The 14,243-nt window shown below is 70.8% G+C and carries 16 protein-coding genes and 1 tRNA gene; 14 read left to right on the top strand and 3 right to left on the bottom strand.

Annotated features, from left to right (window positions below; translation table 11 throughout):
- Positions 1 to 3 precede the first annotated feature (3 nt).
- The 13 genes from Q0Z83_RS39790 to Q0Z83_RS39730 all read left to right on the top strand — a co-directional run bounded on the left by Q0Z83_RS39790 (position 4) and on the right by Q0Z83_RS39730 (position 10,251).
- On the top strand, positions 4 to 333 hold the full coding sequence (locus tag Q0Z83_RS39790; RefSeq protein ID WP_317788534.1) for a PadR family transcriptional regulator: 330 nt from the start codon (positions 4 to 6) through the stop codon (positions 331 to 333).
- On the top strand, positions 330 to 1,280 hold the full coding sequence (locus tag Q0Z83_RS39785) for an HAAS signaling domain-containing protein (RefSeq protein ID WP_317788533.1): 951 nt from the start codon (positions 330 to 332) through the stop codon (positions 1,278 to 1,280). Before Q0Z83_RS39790 ends, Q0Z83_RS39785 begins: the two co-directional genes overlap by 4 nt.
- Before the next feature lie 128 nt (positions 1,281 to 1,408).
- Complete coding sequence (locus tag Q0Z83_RS39780) at positions 1,409 to 2,026, top strand: LppU/SCO3897 family protein (protein WP_317788532.1); 618 nt, start codon at positions 1,409 to 1,411, stop codon at positions 2,024 to 2,026.
- Between the two features lie 140 nt (positions 2,027 to 2,166).
- Positions 2,167 to 2,883 carry a uracil-DNA glycosylase gene (locus tag Q0Z83_RS39775; protein ID WP_317797245.1) on the top strand — a complete coding sequence of 239 codons (717 nt, stop codon included), beginning with the start codon at positions 2,167 to 2,169 and terminating at the stop codon, positions 2,881 to 2,883.
- A gap of 41 nt (positions 2,884 to 2,924) precedes the next feature.
- Complete coding sequence (locus Q0Z83_RS39770) at positions 2,925 to 3,623, top strand: DUF4129 domain-containing protein (protein WP_317788531.1); 699 nt, start codon at positions 2,925 to 2,927, stop codon at positions 3,621 to 3,623.
- Positions 3,620 to 4,198 carry a hypothetical protein gene (locus Q0Z83_RS39765; protein WP_317788529.1) on the top strand — a complete coding sequence of 193 codons (579 nt, stop codon included), beginning with the start codon at positions 3,620 to 3,622 and terminating at the stop codon, positions 4,196 to 4,198. Before Q0Z83_RS39770 ends, Q0Z83_RS39765 begins: the two co-directional genes overlap by 4 nt.
- Before the next feature lie 13 nt (positions 4,199 to 4,211).
- Positions 4,212 to 5,201 carry an AAA family ATPase gene (locus tag Q0Z83_RS39760; RefSeq protein ID WP_317788528.1) on the top strand — a complete coding sequence of 330 codons (990 nt, stop codon included), beginning with the start codon at positions 4,212 to 4,214 and terminating at the stop codon, positions 5,199 to 5,201.
- Positions 5,194 to 6,549, top strand: coding sequence for a DUF58 domain-containing protein (locus Q0Z83_RS39755; RefSeq protein ID WP_317788526.1), 1,356 nt, complete (start codon positions 5,194 to 5,196; stop codon positions 6,547 to 6,549). Before Q0Z83_RS39760 ends, Q0Z83_RS39755 begins: the two co-directional genes overlap by 8 nt.
- A gap of 1 nt (position 6,550) precedes the next feature.
- Positions 6,551 to 7,117, top strand: coding sequence for a hypothetical protein (locus tag Q0Z83_RS39750; RefSeq protein WP_317788525.1), 567 nt, complete (start codon positions 6,551 to 6,553; stop codon positions 7,115 to 7,117).
- A gap of 87 nt (positions 7,118 to 7,204) precedes the next feature.
- Positions 7,205 to 8,563: an NAD(P)/FAD-dependent oxidoreductase gene (locus Q0Z83_RS39745; RefSeq protein ID WP_317788523.1), complete on the top strand. Its 1,359-nt coding sequence runs from the start codon at positions 7,205 to 7,207 to the stop codon at positions 8,561 to 8,563.
- Positions 8,564 to 8,619: 56 nt separating this feature from the next.
- Positions 8,620 to 8,704, top strand: a tRNA-Leu gene (locus Q0Z83_RS39740).
- Between the two features lie 177 nt (positions 8,705 to 8,881).
- On the top strand, positions 8,882 to 9,712 hold the full coding sequence (locus tag Q0Z83_RS39735) for a Bax inhibitor-1/YccA family protein (RefSeq protein ID WP_317788522.1): 831 nt from the start codon (positions 8,882 to 8,884) through the stop codon (positions 9,710 to 9,712).
- Positions 9,713 to 9,930: 218 nt separating this feature from the next.
- Entirely contained in the window at positions 9,931 to 10,251 is a 321-nt protein-coding gene (locus tag Q0Z83_RS39730) for a hypothetical protein (protein ID WP_317788521.1), read from the top strand.
- A 299-nt stretch (positions 10,252 to 10,550) separates the two neighbouring features.
- Here the strand turns inward: Q0Z83_RS39730 and Q0Z83_RS39725 are convergent, their stop codons facing one another.
- The 3 genes from Q0Z83_RS39725 to Q0Z83_RS39715 form a co-directional block, all read right to left on the bottom strand.
- Positions 10,551 to 11,795: an acetyl-CoA C-acetyltransferase gene (locus Q0Z83_RS39725; protein ID WP_317788519.1), complete on the bottom strand. Its 1,245-nt coding sequence runs from the start codon at positions 11,793 to 11,795 to the stop codon at positions 10,551 to 10,553.
- A gap of 131 nt (positions 11,796 to 11,926) precedes the next feature.
- Positions 11,927 to 12,715, bottom strand: coding sequence for an SGNH/GDSL hydrolase family protein (locus tag Q0Z83_RS39720; protein WP_317788518.1), 789 nt, complete (start codon positions 12,713 to 12,715; stop codon positions 11,927 to 11,929).
- Positions 12,716 to 12,731: 16 nt separating this feature from the next.
- The gene (locus Q0Z83_RS39715; protein ID WP_317788517.1) at positions 12,732 to 13,754 is read right to left on the bottom strand and encodes an SGNH/GDSL hydrolase family protein; all 1,023 of its coding nucleotides are present in this window, start codon (positions 13,752 to 13,754) and stop codon (positions 12,732 to 12,734) included.
- 144 nt (positions 13,755 to 13,898) lie between these two features.
- Here Q0Z83_RS39715 and Q0Z83_RS39710 point away from each other — a divergent pair, with 144 nt between their 5' ends.
- Positions 13,899 to 14,243, top strand: coding sequence for a YkvA family protein (locus tag Q0Z83_RS39710; RefSeq protein ID WP_317788516.1), 345 nt, complete (start codon positions 13,899 to 13,901; stop codon positions 14,241 to 14,243).

The following is a 14,243-nucleotide window of genomic DNA, read 5'->3' as shown; positions in this document are numbered from 1 at the left end:
CGCGTGGATGCGACGCAACTACTCAAAGGGGTGCTCGACCTGGCCGTCCTGGCGGTGCTGCGCGACGAGGACGGTTACGGCTACGACATCCTGCGCCGCCTGCGCGCGGCCGGCCTGGAGGAGGTCGGTGACGCCTCGGTCTACGGCACGTTGCGCCGACTCTTCAACAACGGCCTGCTGAACAGCTATGTGGTGCCCAGCGACGAGGGTCCGCACCGGAAGTATTACGCACTCAACGAGGCCGGCCGCGCCGAGCTGCAGAGCTCGGGCAAGGTGTGGCACGGCTTCGCGTCGATCATGGAAGATCTGCTTCGCGAGCGGGGGAAGGCGTGAACCTCACGGCACAGGACGAGATCGCCGTCTACGTCGAGGGTGTCCGGGAGGCGCTCGCCGGTCTGCCGGCCGCGACCCGTGACGAGTTGCTCGAAGACCTGCCGGAGCACCTGGCCGAGGTGCTGGCCGAGGGCGGCGGATCGTTGTATGAGCGGCTCGGCCCACCCGCCGCCTACGCGGCCGAGCTGAGCGCGAGCGCCGGTTTCACCGCCACCGCACAGCCGGAGGGGGAGCGGTCGCGGATCGCCGAGACCGCCGCCCGCCATCGAGCCCGGATCGATCGGGCGCTGCGCCGGTTCGACGAGCGGGTCGGCCCGGTGCTCGGCTATCCGCGGGCCAGCGAGTTCCTGGTGCTGCTACAGCCTGCCTGGTGGGTGCTGCGGGGTTATCTGGCCGCCATGGCGGTCGCGTTCATGCTGCACGATCACGGCACCCCGCTGGGCCTGCTGCCCCGGCCCGGTGGCGACGATCTGGCCGCGGTCCTGCTGCTCGGCCTCGGCCTGCTCGGCTCGATCTGGTTGGGGCGCCGGGAGCGACCGGCCGGTTCCTGGTCGCGGCGTCTCCAGCGGCTCGGCACCGGCTTCCTGGTGATCTTCGCGGTGATCGGGTTCTTCGAGGTCGACTCGGCGGCGCAGCGTGACTATTACTACAACGTCGGCTACACCGACGAGCGCCCCGACCCGACGAGCAACATCCGTGACGTCTTCGTCTACGACGCCGACGGCAAGCTGATGGTGGGTGTCCAGCTCTACGACCAGGATGGTCAGCCGATCCATCTGGGGGAGCCGTCGTGCTACGACTCCTATGGCGACCCGATCCCGATCGCCAACCCGGGATATCCGTATTGTCCGGGTCAGGCGCCGTTCCAGGCGGGCGAGCCATCGTTGTCCACAGCTCCATCCACAGGCCCGTCGGCTGGCTCGCCGTCACCGAGTCCCAGCAGGTGACGCCGTCGATGGTTGCGGCTCGGCCACGGTGATGAATCAGGCTGCAAAGGGGATCGCGCGCGAGCGATGGCTGTCGCTATCCTCGCGTGCCGGCCGATGCCGGCCGTACCCCTTGAAAGGAAAGCCCGATGACAGACCCGGTCGTGCCGCCCTCATCCGGTGGCCAGTTCCCGCCGCCGAACGCGGGATCCCAGGGTTACCCGCCTCCGAACGCCGGTGGCCAGTTCCCGCCGCCGAACGCGGGCGCTCCGGGCTTCCCGCCGCCCGCGGGGGCTCCGGGCTTCCCGCCGCCTGCAGGGGCTCCGGGCTTCCCTCCGCCGAACGCGGGAGCCCCCGGCTTCCCGCCGCCGCCCTTCCCGGGCACCGAGGGCAAGAAGAAGAGCAAGCTCGGCCGCAAGATCCTCGGCATCGTGGGCGCCATCATCGTCGCTGTGATCTTCATCTTCATCAAGGTCGGGATCCGCGACGTCCTCACCGAGGACCCGACCAAGGACGCCAAGGCCGGTAGCTGCCTCGGTGTGTCGCAGGAGGTCAAGGAGACCACCACCCAGGTCGACGCCGAGATCGTCGACTGCTCGTCGGCCGACGCGAAGTACACCGTGCTCGGCCGGGTCGAGGGCATCAAGGACGAGAACAGCCCCGCCTGCGACGACATCATCAACAACGGCCTCAAGGAGGGCGAGGCGGGTGCCGTCATCGCCTCCCAGGAGGGCGCCGGTTACCTGCTCTGCCTGAAGGTCAACTGACCGGCACGACGAGTTCCGGTCCGGGTCGGTCACGGGCATCCGATGGGGTGCCCGCGGCCGACCCGGTTGCGTTCCGTCGGGCGCCGGGATGCTGTGCTGGACGCGTGCTTCCGTCCGGCGCCTCCGCGCGTACCCCCGCCATGGTCGTCGCCCAGGCGGCCGAGGCGGCCTCGCTGACCGCGCTCGACGCCCATGTCGCGGACTGTTTCGCCTGCCCCCGCCTGGTCGCCTGGCGCACCGACGTCGCGGTGACCAAGCGGGCGTCGTTCCGCGACCAGGAATATTGGGGCCGCCCGGTCCCCGGGTTCGGCCCGGCCGACGCCGAGATCGCGATCCTCGGTCTGGCGCCCGCCGCGCACGGCGGCAACCGCACCGGTCGCATCTTCACCGGCGACCGTTCCGGCGACGTGCTCTTCGCCGCCCTGCACCGGGCCAGCCTGGCCAACCAGCCGACGAGCGTCGCCGCCGACGACGGCCTGGAGTTGCGGCACACCCGGATCTTCGCCGCGGTCCGCTGCGCCCCGCCGGACAACAAACCGCTGCCCGAGGAACGCGACACGTGCGCCCCGTGGGTCCGGCGCGAGTTGGAGCTGATCCGGCCGACCCTGCGGGTGGTGGTCGCGCTCGGCGCGTTCGCCTGGGCCGCGTGGTGGCCGGCGATGATCGCGGCCTACGGTGTCCGCCCGCCCGTGCCACGCCCGAAATTCGGGCACGGTGCCCTGGTCAGCGTGCCCGGCGCGCCGGTTCTGCTGGGCAGTTTCCATGTCAGCCAGCAGAACACTTTCACCGGCCGGCTCACCCCCGCCATGCTCGACGACGTGTTCGGCCGTGCGAAGGATCTGGCGGGCCTGGCATGATGCGAGCGCCGACAATCCCCGAGCCACGGATCTGAGCCGTTATGGACTTCGCCGCACTGCGCCGATGGTGGCCACTCGCCGCTGTCCTCGGACTGCTCTTCGTGACCTCGCTCGCCGCGACCAGATCCGCCCCGCAGCTCGACCAACTGGAGCCGGATGCGACGCCCACCCGGCCGCCACTGCTGCCGCCCGAGCCGTCGGCGCGGCCGAGTTTCCAGGAGAGCATCCCGGAGCCGGCCCGGGTCCTGCCCGAGTGGGTGGGCACTGCCACACTCGTCGTGCTGATCATCGGGGCAGTGCTGATGGTGGTCGGCCTGACCTGGGCGCTGGTTCGTGACCATCTGCGCCGCCGACCGGCCCGCTCCGGCAAGCACCAGCCGCGCCGGGCCCGGCAGACCGCCGATGACCTGGTCGCCGCCCTCGACGCCGGTCTGGAGGAGCTGTCCGACACCGACCGTGACCCGCGCCGGGCGGTGATCGCCTGCTGGGTTCGCCTGGAGGACGCCGCCGGGGCGGCCGGCACACCGCGGCACCCGGGCGACAGCCCCACCGACTACGTCGGACGGTTGCTCGCCGAGCAGCGGGTCGACGCCGGGGTGCTCGCCGCGCTGCTGGAGGTCTACCGCGAGGCGCGCTATGCCACGCACACCGTCGACGATCAGATGCGACAGCAGGCGCGGTCCGCCCTGGAGCGGCTGCGGGCCGACCTGGGCGCCGCCCGGAGCGGAGCGCCCGCATGAGCGACGGTGGCCTGGACGATCTCTTCGGCATCGCGGACACGCCGCGTACCGCCGAGGAGACCGAGAGTGTCGCCAAGCGACGCTCGATCGCGGTCACGCTGATCGGCAACGGGGTGGTGATCGGCCTCGCCGCCGTCGTGATCACCGCCGGGCTGCGCGCGCTGGACACCAGCATCTCGCTGTTGCTCCTGGTCAGTCTGCTGATCGGGCTGCGCATGGTGATCTACGCGGCCACCCTGGTCGCCCCGCCGCCGGCACCCCGACTCCGATCGCGGATCGGCGCCGGTACGCAGCCGACCGGTGACGCGCTCCGGGCCGCGGTCCGTCGCTGGGAGCAGAACCTGGACCGGGCCCACTCGGACCCGGATCTGTATGCGCGTAACGTTCTGCCGGTGCTCGCGGAACTGGCCGACGAACGATTGCGTCTGCGGCACGGCTTCACCAGGGCCGGTGACCCGCGCCGGGCCAGGGAACTCCTCGGTGACGACCTCTGGTCGGCGCTGTCCGAGCCGGGCCGCCGCGCGCTCAAAGCCCGCGACGTCGAGACTTACCTAGACGCCATGGAACGACTGTGAGAAAGGTGCGCCGGTGACGCAGGCTCTTCCCCCGTACGAGGTCGGGCGGCTGGCCGGGGCGGTTCTCGACTCGGTCGGCTCCGTCCTGGTGGGCAAGCGGGATTCGCTGGAGCTGGTGCTGGCCGGGATCCTGGCCGGCGGTCACGTGCTGTTGGAAGACATGCCCGGGCTGGGCAAGACACTGACCGCCCGTTCGTTCGCCCAGGCGCTCGGCCTGGACTTCCGCCGGCTCCAGTTCACCCCCGACCTGCTGCCCGCGGACGTCACCGGCTCGTTCCTCTACGACCAGCGCAAGGGCGACTTCGCCTTCCGGGCCGGCCCGGTGTTCACGAACATGCTGCTGGCCGACGAGATCAACCGGACACCGCCGAAGACCCAGTCCGCCCTGCTCGAGGCGATGCAGGAGAAGCAGGTCTCGGTCGAGGGCGTCACCTACCGGCTGGACCCGCCGTTCCACGTGATCGCGACAGCCAACCCGATCGAGTACGAGGGCACCTACCCGCTGCCCGAGGCCCAGCTCGACCGGTTCCTGCTCCGAGTGTCGTTCGGTTATCCGACGGCCGAGGAGGAGTGGACGGTGCTCCAGCGCCGGATGTCGCGCCGTCAGGAGGAGGCGACGCTCGCCCCGGTGGTGGACTCGCGGACGCTCCAGTTGATGCAGGCCGCGCTGGAGTCGGTGGCGGTCGAGGATTCGATCGGCCGGTACATCGTGGCCCTGGCCTCAGCGACGCGCGAGCACAGCGCGGTCCTCGTCGGCTCCTCACCCCGTGGCTCGCTCGCCCTGCTCCTGCTGGCCCGGGCCCGCGCCGTGATGGCCGGCCGTGACTACGTGGTGCCGGAAGACGTGAAGGACGTCGCGATCCCCGCCCTCGCACACCGGATAACGCTGCGGCCGGAGATGTGGCTGCGCCAGGTCAATCCGTCCTTCGTGGTCCAGGAGGTGCTCACCGCGGTGCCCGCCCCGGCCAGCGGGGCGCTCCCGACGTACGCCCGGCATGACTGATCTGCTGCGCCTCCGGCCGGCCGTGCCCGGAGCGGGCACGGCCGAGTCGTCGTCCGGCCCGGTCTGGGCGCCCACCCGGGCGCTCGGCCGGACGGTCCTGCTCACCGGCCTGCTCCTGCTGCTCGGCGTGGCTCTGGGCCGGGTCGACCTGGTGCTGCTCGCGGCGCCGTTCGCGATCGGCGCCGCGATCAACCTGCGCCGCACTCCGGTCTCCGCCCCCGAGATCACGATCAGCGCCGACGAGTCCCACCTGGTCGAGGGCGGTGAGGTGGAGGCCGGGCTGACCGTCGCCAACCCGGACTCGATCGACTACGACCTGGTCGTCGTCCGGACCCGGACGTCGCCGTGGCTGAAATTGGAACACTCCGACCGGCCGTTCGCGATCACCGTGAGCGCCGACGGCTGGGCCGCGATCGACCTGCCCGGCGAGGCCCTGCGTTGGGGCCGGCAGGACGTCGGCCCGGCCGCCGCCCGCGCCGCGGCCTGCGGCGGCCTGCTGGCCTGCCGACCGGTGGTCACCCCGGCGCGGGGGGTCCGGGTCTATCCGGTCACCGAGCCGTTCAAGGCGACGGAGGCGATGCCGGCCGCGGCCGGCCTGGTCGGGGCACATCGCTCCCGGCGACCGGGTGAGGGCGGAGAGCTCGCGGGGGTACGGCAGTTCGCGCCCGGCGATCGACTCCGACGCATCGACTGGCGCGTCTCACTACGGACCCGTGACCTGCATGTCGCCTCGACCCTGTCGGACCGGGACGCCGAGGTGCTGCTCCTGCTCGACGTGCTCGGTGAGATCGGTCTCTCCGGCGGGGTCCGAGGCGGCTCGTCGGTGCTGGACACCACGGTCCGGGCGGCGGCCGCGATCGCCGAGCACTACCTGCACCGGGGCGACCGGGTGTCGCTGCTGGAGTACGGCTCGACCGCCCGTCGGCTGCGCCCCGCCTCCGGCCGCCGGCAGTACCTGACGGTTCTGGAGTGGCTGCTCGACGTACGGCCCGAACCGGCCGGGACCGAGCAGTACGACAACATGATCAGCGCCCACCACGTCTCGTCCACGGCGCTGGTCGTGGTGCTCACCCCGCTCGTCGATCCGCGGGCCGCCGACATGCTCGCCCTACTCACCCAGTCCGGCCGGTATGTGGTGGCGGTCGACACGCTGCCCGCGGGGGCCAAGCCGCCGGTGCGCAATCAGTGGACACCCGCCGCCACCCGGCTGTGGCGGATGGAGCGGGAGAACGTGCTGGGCCGGCTGCGCGAGCACGGCGTACCGGTGGTCGCCTGGGCCGGCGCCGGCAGCCTGGACCTGGTGCTGCGGGACGTCGCCCGGCTGGCCTCGGCACCGAGGGGACGCTGACATGCTCAACGGGGTGAACCGCCGGATCGACCGGTGGCGGACGGCGGCCGGGCGGGCGACCGTGGTGCCGTTCACGGTTCGTCTCGGCATCGCGCTCACCGGTCTGCTCACCGTGGGCGTGTCCTGGCCGGCCGACCTGATGGCCGATCCGAAGTTCATGCTGCCCGCCCTGGCCGCGGTCTTCTGGCCGGTGGCGGCACCGCGGGGCCGGGGTGGCACGGCGGTGGCGCTGACCGCGATCGCCGGCTGGCTGATCGACACCGCCGGGTTCGGCTCCCCGGTCGAACTGTGGCGGGTGCTGGCGCTGGCGACACTGCTCTACCTGGGGCACACGCTCACCGCTCTGGCGGCCGTCCTGCCGTACGACGCGATCGTGAATTTCGACGTCCCGGCCCTGTGGCTGGGCCGTGCCCTGCTGGTCGTACTGCTCTCCGCGGTGGTCATCGTCCTGGCGCTGGGGCTGACCGCCGACCTGGGTGGAGAGGCGTTCCAGCTGGCCACACTCGTCGGACTTGTCGCTGCAACCACTGTGACAATGGTCCTAACCCGTATGGCCCGCCGCGAGTGAATTCTGAGTGTTTCGTCACTTGACTTAAGCCGTTGTGATCGTCACAGAACGGCGCATGAAAGGGGCCCCGCGCGCGACAATAGGGGCGTGAATCCGCCGCGCATAGTCGTCGTTGGAGCAGGTCACGTCGGGCTTTACGCCGCCCTCCGCCTGTCCAAGAAGCTGAACCGGAACCGGGCCGAGATCGTCGTCATTGACCCTGTTCCGCACATGACTTACCAGCCGTTCCTGCCTGAGGCAGCGGCCGGTAACATTTCGCCGCGACACGCTGTGGTGCCGCTGCGCCGGGAGCTGAAGAAGTGCCGCATCGTCTCCGGTGAGGTCACCAAGGTCGAGCACGCTCGCAAGACCGTCATGATCCAGCCGATCGACGGCCCGGCCTACGAGATGGAGTACGACCACATCATCGTGGCGCCCGGCTCGGTCTCGCGCACCCTGCCCATTCCCGGTCTCAGTGACCGGGGCATCGGCCTCAAGACCATCGGTGAGGCCATCTACCTGCGCAACCACATCCTCGACCGGCTGGACGTCGCCGCCGCGACCCCCGACGAGGACGTGCGCAAGGCCTCCCTCAACTTCGTGTTCGTCGGTGGCGGCTTCGCCGGTATCGAGGCGCTCGCCGAGATGCAGGACGTGGTCGCCGACGCGCTGAAGTACTACCCGGAGCTGGACCCGAAGGAGGTCCACTTCATCCTGGTCGAGGCCAGTAACCGGATCCTCCCCGAGGTCGGCCCGGAGATGGGCGCCTACACCGCCCGCCAGCTCGCCGGCCGTGGTGTCGACCTGCGCCTGAGCACCTTCCTGCAGTCCTGCGTCGACGGCCGGATCGTGCTCTCCGACGGTGACACGTTCCGCGCCGAGACCCTGGTCTGGACGGCCGGTGTGAAGCCGTCGCCGATGCTGGCCAACACCGACCTGCCGCTCGGCCCCAAAGGTCACGTCAACTGCCTGCCCACCCTCCAGGTCGCCGATCTGGAGACCAACGAGGTGTGGGAGGGCGCCTGGTCCGCCGGTGACTGCGCGCAGGTCCCCGACCTGACCAACCCGGGTGGCTACTGCTCGCCGAGCGCGCAGCACGCGGTCCGCCAGGCCAAGGTGCTCGCCGACAACATCGCCCAGGTGGTCCTCGGCGGTGCCCCCAAGGACTACCGCCACAAGCACGTCGGCGGCGTCGCGGGCCTCGGCATCAACAAGGGTGTGGCGCACGTCTACGGCATCAAGGTCAAGGGTTACCCGGCCTGGCTGATGCACCGCTTCTACCACGTCAGCCGGATCCCGTCGTTCAACCGCAAGGTGCGCGTGGTGGCCGACTGGGTGCTCGCGTTCGTGCTCAAGCGGGAGACCGTGGCCCTCGGCCAGCTGCACAGCCCGCGTGAGGAGTTCACCGAGGTGACCCCGCCGGTCGAGCTGCCCGCCGAGAAGAAGGTCGGCGCCGGAGCCCGCTGATCCGGCCAATGCCGTTTCCACTGCCTGGGCGGCACCAGCTACGGTGTTCGCAGGCCGCCCGGGTGGTGGAATGGCAGACACGGCCGCCTTAAAAGCGGCTGCCCAAAAGGCGTGCGGGTTCGAGACCCGCCCCGGGCACCATCGCCAGCGGTCGCGGCAGGTTCGCCGCGACCGTGATCGTTATCGCACGCGCTCTGAGCAGCACTAAAACCGAGTTTTTCAGCCTGCTCACAGCTTTCGGGTGCGGCGCGAACGGCCCTCACCGCTTACCCTTGAACACAGGCATCGCGCCTGTAACCTCAAGGGAGGCTGGAAACAGTGAAGACATCTAACCCGGTGCTCTCGCGCCTCGGCCAGGCGGCTGAGCGGGAGCGAGCGGCCGGGTACGGGCCATACGGGCCGGCCGCGCAGCCGGGTTACGGTCAGCCGGCATACGGCGATCCCTACCCCACGGCGACGGGCTACCCCGCTGCTCCTCCGGCCGTCCAGCCGATGACCATCGACGACGTCGTCGTCAAGACGGTCACGCTGCTCGGCATCACCGGCGCCACGGCGGTCGCCGCGTGGGCCCTCATCCCGGATGCGCTGGTCGGTCCGGCCTGGATCGGCGCCGCGCTGACCGGGCTCGTGCTCGGCCTGGTCATCTCGTTCATGCGGATTGCCAACCCGGCCCTCGTGCTCGCGTATGCGGTCGTCGAGGGTGTGTTCGTCGGCATGGTCAGCAAGTTCTTCGAGTCGCTGTATGACGGCATCGTCCTCCAGGCGGCCACAGCGACGTTCGGTGTCTTCTTCGTGATGGCGGCGCTCTACAAGGCGCGTGTCATCCGGGCGACGCCGAAGTTCGTGCGAGGCATGGTCGCGGTGATGGCGGGTCTCTTCGCCGTCATGCTGATCAACTTCGTGCTGGCGATGTTCGACATCAACACGGGTCTGCGTGACGGCAGCCCGCTGGCCATCGGTTTCAGCCTGGTCTGCATCGTGGTCGCCTCGTTGAGCTTCATCCTGAACTTCAACGAGATCGAGGAGGGCGTGCGGATGGGTCTGCCGGCGCGCTACTCGTGGACCGCGGCGTTCGGCATCCTGGTCGGCCTCGTCTGGCTCTACATCGAGATCCTCCGCCTGCTGAGCTACTTCCAAGGCGACGACTGACGGTTCGTCCGTCGTCACGAGCAACGCCCGGCCCGCCTCCCCGCGGACCGGGCGTTGCCCCGATCTCACGCGAATGCCCGCCCCGCGCTCCAGCGCGAGGCGGGCATTCGCCTTCCACACTTGCACGCCGTCCGCTGTTCCACCGCGCCGCCCGGGTCGTTCTTTCGCTGCGCCGGTCGGCTCGCGGCCGCGACAGCCCCGCCGGGTATCGTCGCCGGGTGCCCGACTTCGCCGCTGCCATCGAGCGCCTGCTGACCCAGATTCACCATTGGGACGAGCCGCGCTGGCGGGCGGCTTCGGCATCGGCGGGGCTGTCGCGCTCGAAGCTGGTCCAGAGCCTCGTCCAACAACTGGCCGACCTGGGTGCCGAGGCCGAGAAGCGCCCGGCCCGCCCGGTTCCGCACCTTCACGACCTGGTCCTCCGCGACCAACTGCGGGTCCTGGCCGACGACATCCTCGCCGCCGACCCCACCGACGACCTGCTCGAACGCGCCACGCAGGCGACAGACGACACCCGCACCTCTCTGGTACGGACCTGACCGCCCCGCCGAACCACCCCGTCCCGTCATCACGACGCGACGCCGACCCGGCGCGCCGGACCGAAACGCGGCCACCGGGCTGAATGCGACCCGCACCGTTAGATCAACGCCGGCTGGTTCTCAGAGTCTGCTGGGTGAAGGGCGTCGGCCGGAGAGCGGGCAGCTGGGGAGCGGGCGTCGGCTGGGGAGCGGGCGGCGCGGGCTCGGGGAGCGGGGGCGTCGGTTGGGGTGTGGGCCGGGGCATGGAGCGGGCTCGGCACGTGGTGCGACGTGCCGAGCCCGAGCAGAGGGTGGTGCGGTCAGCTGAGGCGTTCGAGGATCAGCGCCATGCCCTGCCCGCCACCGACGCACATGGTCTCCAGACCGATGCTCTTGTCGTGCCAGTCGAGCGAGTTCAGCAGGGTGCCGGTGATGCGGGCGCCGGTCATGCCGAACGGGTGGCCGACCGCGATGGCGCCACCGTTGACGTTGAGCTTCTCGATCGGGATGCCGAGGTCCTGGTAGGAGGGGATCACCTGGGCGGCGAACGCCTCGTTGATCTCGACCAGGTCCACGTCACCGATGCTCATGCCGGCCCGCTTGAGAGCCTGCTTCGACGCCTCGACCGGCCCGAGACCCATGATCTCCGGAGACAGCCCGGTGACACCGGTGGAGACGATCCGGGCGAGCGGGGTGATGCCGAGCTCGCGGGCCTTCGTGTCGCTCATGATGACGACCGCGGCCGCACCGTCGTTCAGCGGGCAGCAGTTGCCGGCGGTGACCCGGCCGTCCTCCCGGAAGACCGGCTTGAGCTGGGAGACCGCGTCGATGGTGACGCCGGCGCGGGGCCCGTCGTCCTTCGACACCACGGTGCCGTCGGGCAGGGTCACGGGGGTGATCTCCCGCTCCCAGAACCCGTTGGCGATCGCCTTCTCCGCGAGGTTCTGGCTGCGTACCCCGAATTCGTCCATCTCCGCGCGGGAGATGTTCTTGATCTGCGCCAGGTTTTCGGCGGTGTAGCCCATCCCGATGTAGATGTCCGGGGTCAGGCCGTCCTCGCGCGGGTCGTGCCAGGTGGTCTGGTTCTTGGCCGACGCGATGGTACGGGCCTGGGCGTTCGCGAAGGCGGGGTTGGTCCACGGCCCGCCGACGAGCTCCTGCGCGGCTGACGGCAGACCGTCCGAGCTGCCGCGGGCGAAACGGGACACGGTCTCGACACCGGCCGAGATGAAGATGTCACCCTCGCCGGCCTTGATGGCGTGGAAGGCCATCCGGGTGGTCTGGAGCGAGGACGAGCAGTACCGCGTGACGGTGGCGCCGGGCAGGCCGTCCAGGCCCAGCTTGGTGGCGATCACGCGGGCCATGTTGAAGCCCTGTTCGCCGCCGGGCAGACCGCAGCCGAGGTACAGGTCCTCGATGAGTGTGCGGTCGAGCTGCGGCACCTTGGTGAGGGCGGCGTCGACGATCGTGGTGGCGAGATCGTCGGGGCGCAGGTCCTTCAGCGAGCCCTTGTGGGCGCGGCCGATCGGGGAGCGGGCAGTGGCGACGATGACAGCTTCCGGCATGCGCCCAGTTTACTCATCGGTAACATGGTCGGAAGCGCGAATTTGTCACACGCCGTGAAAAAACCCGGCGGGCCGGCTTCCAGCACTGTCTCGGCGTCACCGGGACAGCACTGAGGGCCGGCCGGGGACCGTCAGACGCCGGTCATCGCGGCCTTGGCGACCGCCGGATAGAGGGCGTGCGCCCACACTCGATAGCCGTCGGCGGACGGGTGGAAGCCGTCGTAGCAGAGCGTCCCGGCGTCGGCCCGGAACACCGCGCCCGTCTCCGAGGCCAGATCGACCACCACACCACCGGCCTCGGCCACTGCCTTGGCCTGCGCTTTCGCCAGCCGCCGGCCGATCAGCCCGGCGATCTGCCGCAATGGTGGCGCCATCGACCGGGAGGCACCCAGGTCGGGGCAGGTGCCGACGACCACCTGGACACCCGCCGAGCGCAGCCGGCGAACGGCCTGCCCGAGGTGCCCGGCCGAGTCGTCCGCGGCCCGCCCGGAACCCGCGTCATACGACCCGATGAGGATGACCGCCACGTCCGGACGGTCCCCGAGCAGCGCCCGGGCCACCTGGGTGGCGAGGTCGGTGGACCGGGACCCGGCCACGCCGACGCTGGAGAGCAGCACGTGCCGCTGCCCGTTGCCCGGGGAGCCGTCGGCCAGCAGCCGCGCGAGCTGGCCACCGACCGTGTCGGACAGCCACTCCACACCGACCCCGACCGCCGCCGAGTCACCGAGCAGCACGAGGCGCAGCGGCGGAGCGCTCTGCGGGCCCATCGAGGTACGCAAGGCCAGCCCCATGGTGGGCTTGGCATACCTCCGGGCCTTCGCCGCGAGCATCTCGCCGGCGAGCAGGGCGACCCCGCCCACCACGCCGGCCAGCAGGCTCGTGGTCGCGGCCCTGGTCAGACGTTCCGGCAGCCCAGCCATGTCCCGCCTCCCTGCGTCAGCCGACCTGATGATCCTCTGAGGTATACCCTACGATCCCGTCGCTGGGATCACCGCTGGGAACGGGGGCCGCGGTCACTGGGCGCGAACTGAACCAGCGGTAGCGTCGCATCCGGGCCCACCGGCCGGCCGGGGCGACCTCGGTGCCCGGGGCGCGGACCGCCTCGTCGGCGGCCTCCGGCAGGGCGCGCACGTCCTCGGCCAGCGGTAGCGCCGCCCGGTCGTCCGTGCCGAGGACCGCCATCACGGTCGGCATCATGACGGATACGGCTCTCGCGTACCCCTCGACCGACGGGTGGAAACGATCCTCGCTGTACATCCGCGCCGGGTCGGCCTCGAACATCGGGCCGAGCAGGTTGCCGATCGACACCGTCCGCCCGCCGGCCTCGACCACGGCGATGGTCTGTGCGGCGGCCAGCTGACGGCTCCAGCGCCGGGCCAGCCAGCGCAGCGGCGGTTTGATCGGCTGGATCGCGCCGAGGTCGGGGCAGGTGCCGACGACCACGCGGCAGTCGGCGGCCCGCAGTCGGCGGACCGCGTCACCCAGGTGGCGGACGGCGGCCGGCACCCCCGAACGGTGCGTGACGTCGTTGCCGCCGATCAGGATGATCGCCAGCTCGGGGCGGTACTCCAGGGCGGCGTCCACCTGGTACGGAAGTCCGGCCGACACGGAACCGACGACGGCCAGCCGATGCAGACGGACCGGGCGGCGCAGACGGCGTGAGATCCCCGTGGCGAAGAGCGCGCCGGGCGTCTCTCGGGGACGGTGCACCCCGTACCCCGCGGCCGACGAGTCACCCAGGATGACCAGCTCCAAGGCCTTGCCGCCGAACTTGGCGCCGTAGACGCCGTCGCCACGCGGCGGCGGCGCCTCGGCCATCGGGATGACCCGGCGGGCCTCGGCGGCCTGGCGCATCAGCAGGCCCGCGGACAGGGCGGTCAACCCCGCGGCTGCTCCGGCGACCCGTCCGGCGTTCTTGATCCATCGCCACTGGGTACCAGTTACATCGATGCTGCTCATAGTCTCCCTCGCTGTCGCTCGAAGGGAACCATCCGGCTCGCCCATGATCGGCGTGTGGGGTCGGGATTCGAGGCTAACTCGCGGCGGCGAGAGGCAATCATGGCGCGCTCCCGTCATGCTGGAGTTGCGGAAAGGGGAACAGAAATGGCCAAGACGTTGAAACGTGCGGCGGCGTTCACCGCGCTGGCCCGGGCGCTCACCGCGGGTAGCCGTGGCGGGCCCTCGGTGGCCCAGCGGCTCGGCGCACTCCCGCGCATGATCAAGGCGAGCACCAGGGGTGAATACGACGGCGGGATGCGCCTGGCGCTGATGGCGGCCGCCACAGCGTACGTGGTGTCGCCGATCGACGCCGTCCCGGAGGCGTTCGTCTGGGTGTTCGGGCTCATCGACGACGCCGTCGCGGTGACCTGGCTGGCCGGTGCCGTCCTGGCCGAGACCGACAGGTTCCTGGAGTGGGAGAGGACCGGTCGGCCCGCGGTCGTAAAGTAA

The organism is Actinoplanes sichuanensis (assembly GCF_033097365.1).
Classification (GTDB): Bacteria; Actinomycetota; Actinomycetes; order Mycobacteriales; family Micromonosporaceae; genus Actinoplanes; species Actinoplanes sichuanensis.
Note: the sequence above shows the minus strand (reverse complement) of the source record. Positions and strands in the feature narration are given on the sequence as shown.

Excerpts from the sequence above, each read along its gene's own strand:
- Q0Z83_RS39775 (WP_317797245.1), top strand. The coding sequence starts at position 2,167 with ATGGTCGTCGCCCAGGCGGCCGAGGCGGCCTCGCTGACCGCGCTCGAC.
- Q0Z83_RS39725 (WP_317788519.1), bottom strand. The coding sequence starts at position 11,795 with ATGCCGGAAGCTGTCATCGTCGCCACTGCCCGCTCCCCGATCGGCCGC.
- Q0Z83_RS39715 (WP_317788517.1), bottom strand. The coding sequence starts at position 13,754 with ATGAGCAGCATCGATGTAACTGGTACCCAGTGGCGATGGATCAAGAAC.
- Q0Z83_RS39780 (WP_317788532.1), top strand. The coding sequence starts at position 1,409 with ATGACAGACCCGGTCGTGCCGCCCTCATCCGGTGGCCAGTTCCCGCCG.
- Q0Z83_RS39755 (WP_317788526.1), top strand. The coding sequence starts at position 5,194 with ATGACTGATCTGCTGCGCCTCCGGCCGGCCGTGCCCGGAGCGGGCACG.
- Q0Z83_RS39765 (WP_317788529.1), top strand. The coding sequence starts at position 3,620 with ATGAGCGACGGTGGCCTGGACGATCTCTTCGGCATCGCGGACACGCCG.
- Q0Z83_RS39750 (WP_317788525.1), top strand. The coding sequence starts at position 6,551 with ATGCTCAACGGGGTGAACCGCCGGATCGACCGGTGGCGGACGGCGGCC.
- Q0Z83_RS39720 (WP_317788518.1), bottom strand. The coding sequence starts at position 12,715 with ATGGCTGGGCTGCCGGAACGTCTGACCAGGGCCGCGACCACGAGCCTG.
- Q0Z83_RS39770 (WP_317788531.1), top strand. The coding sequence starts at position 2,925 with ATGGACTTCGCCGCACTGCGCCGATGGTGGCCACTCGCCGCTGTCCTC.
- Q0Z83_RS39710 (WP_317788516.1), top strand. The coding sequence starts at position 13,899 with ATGGCCAAGACGTTGAAACGTGCGGCGGCGTTCACCGCGCTGGCCCGG.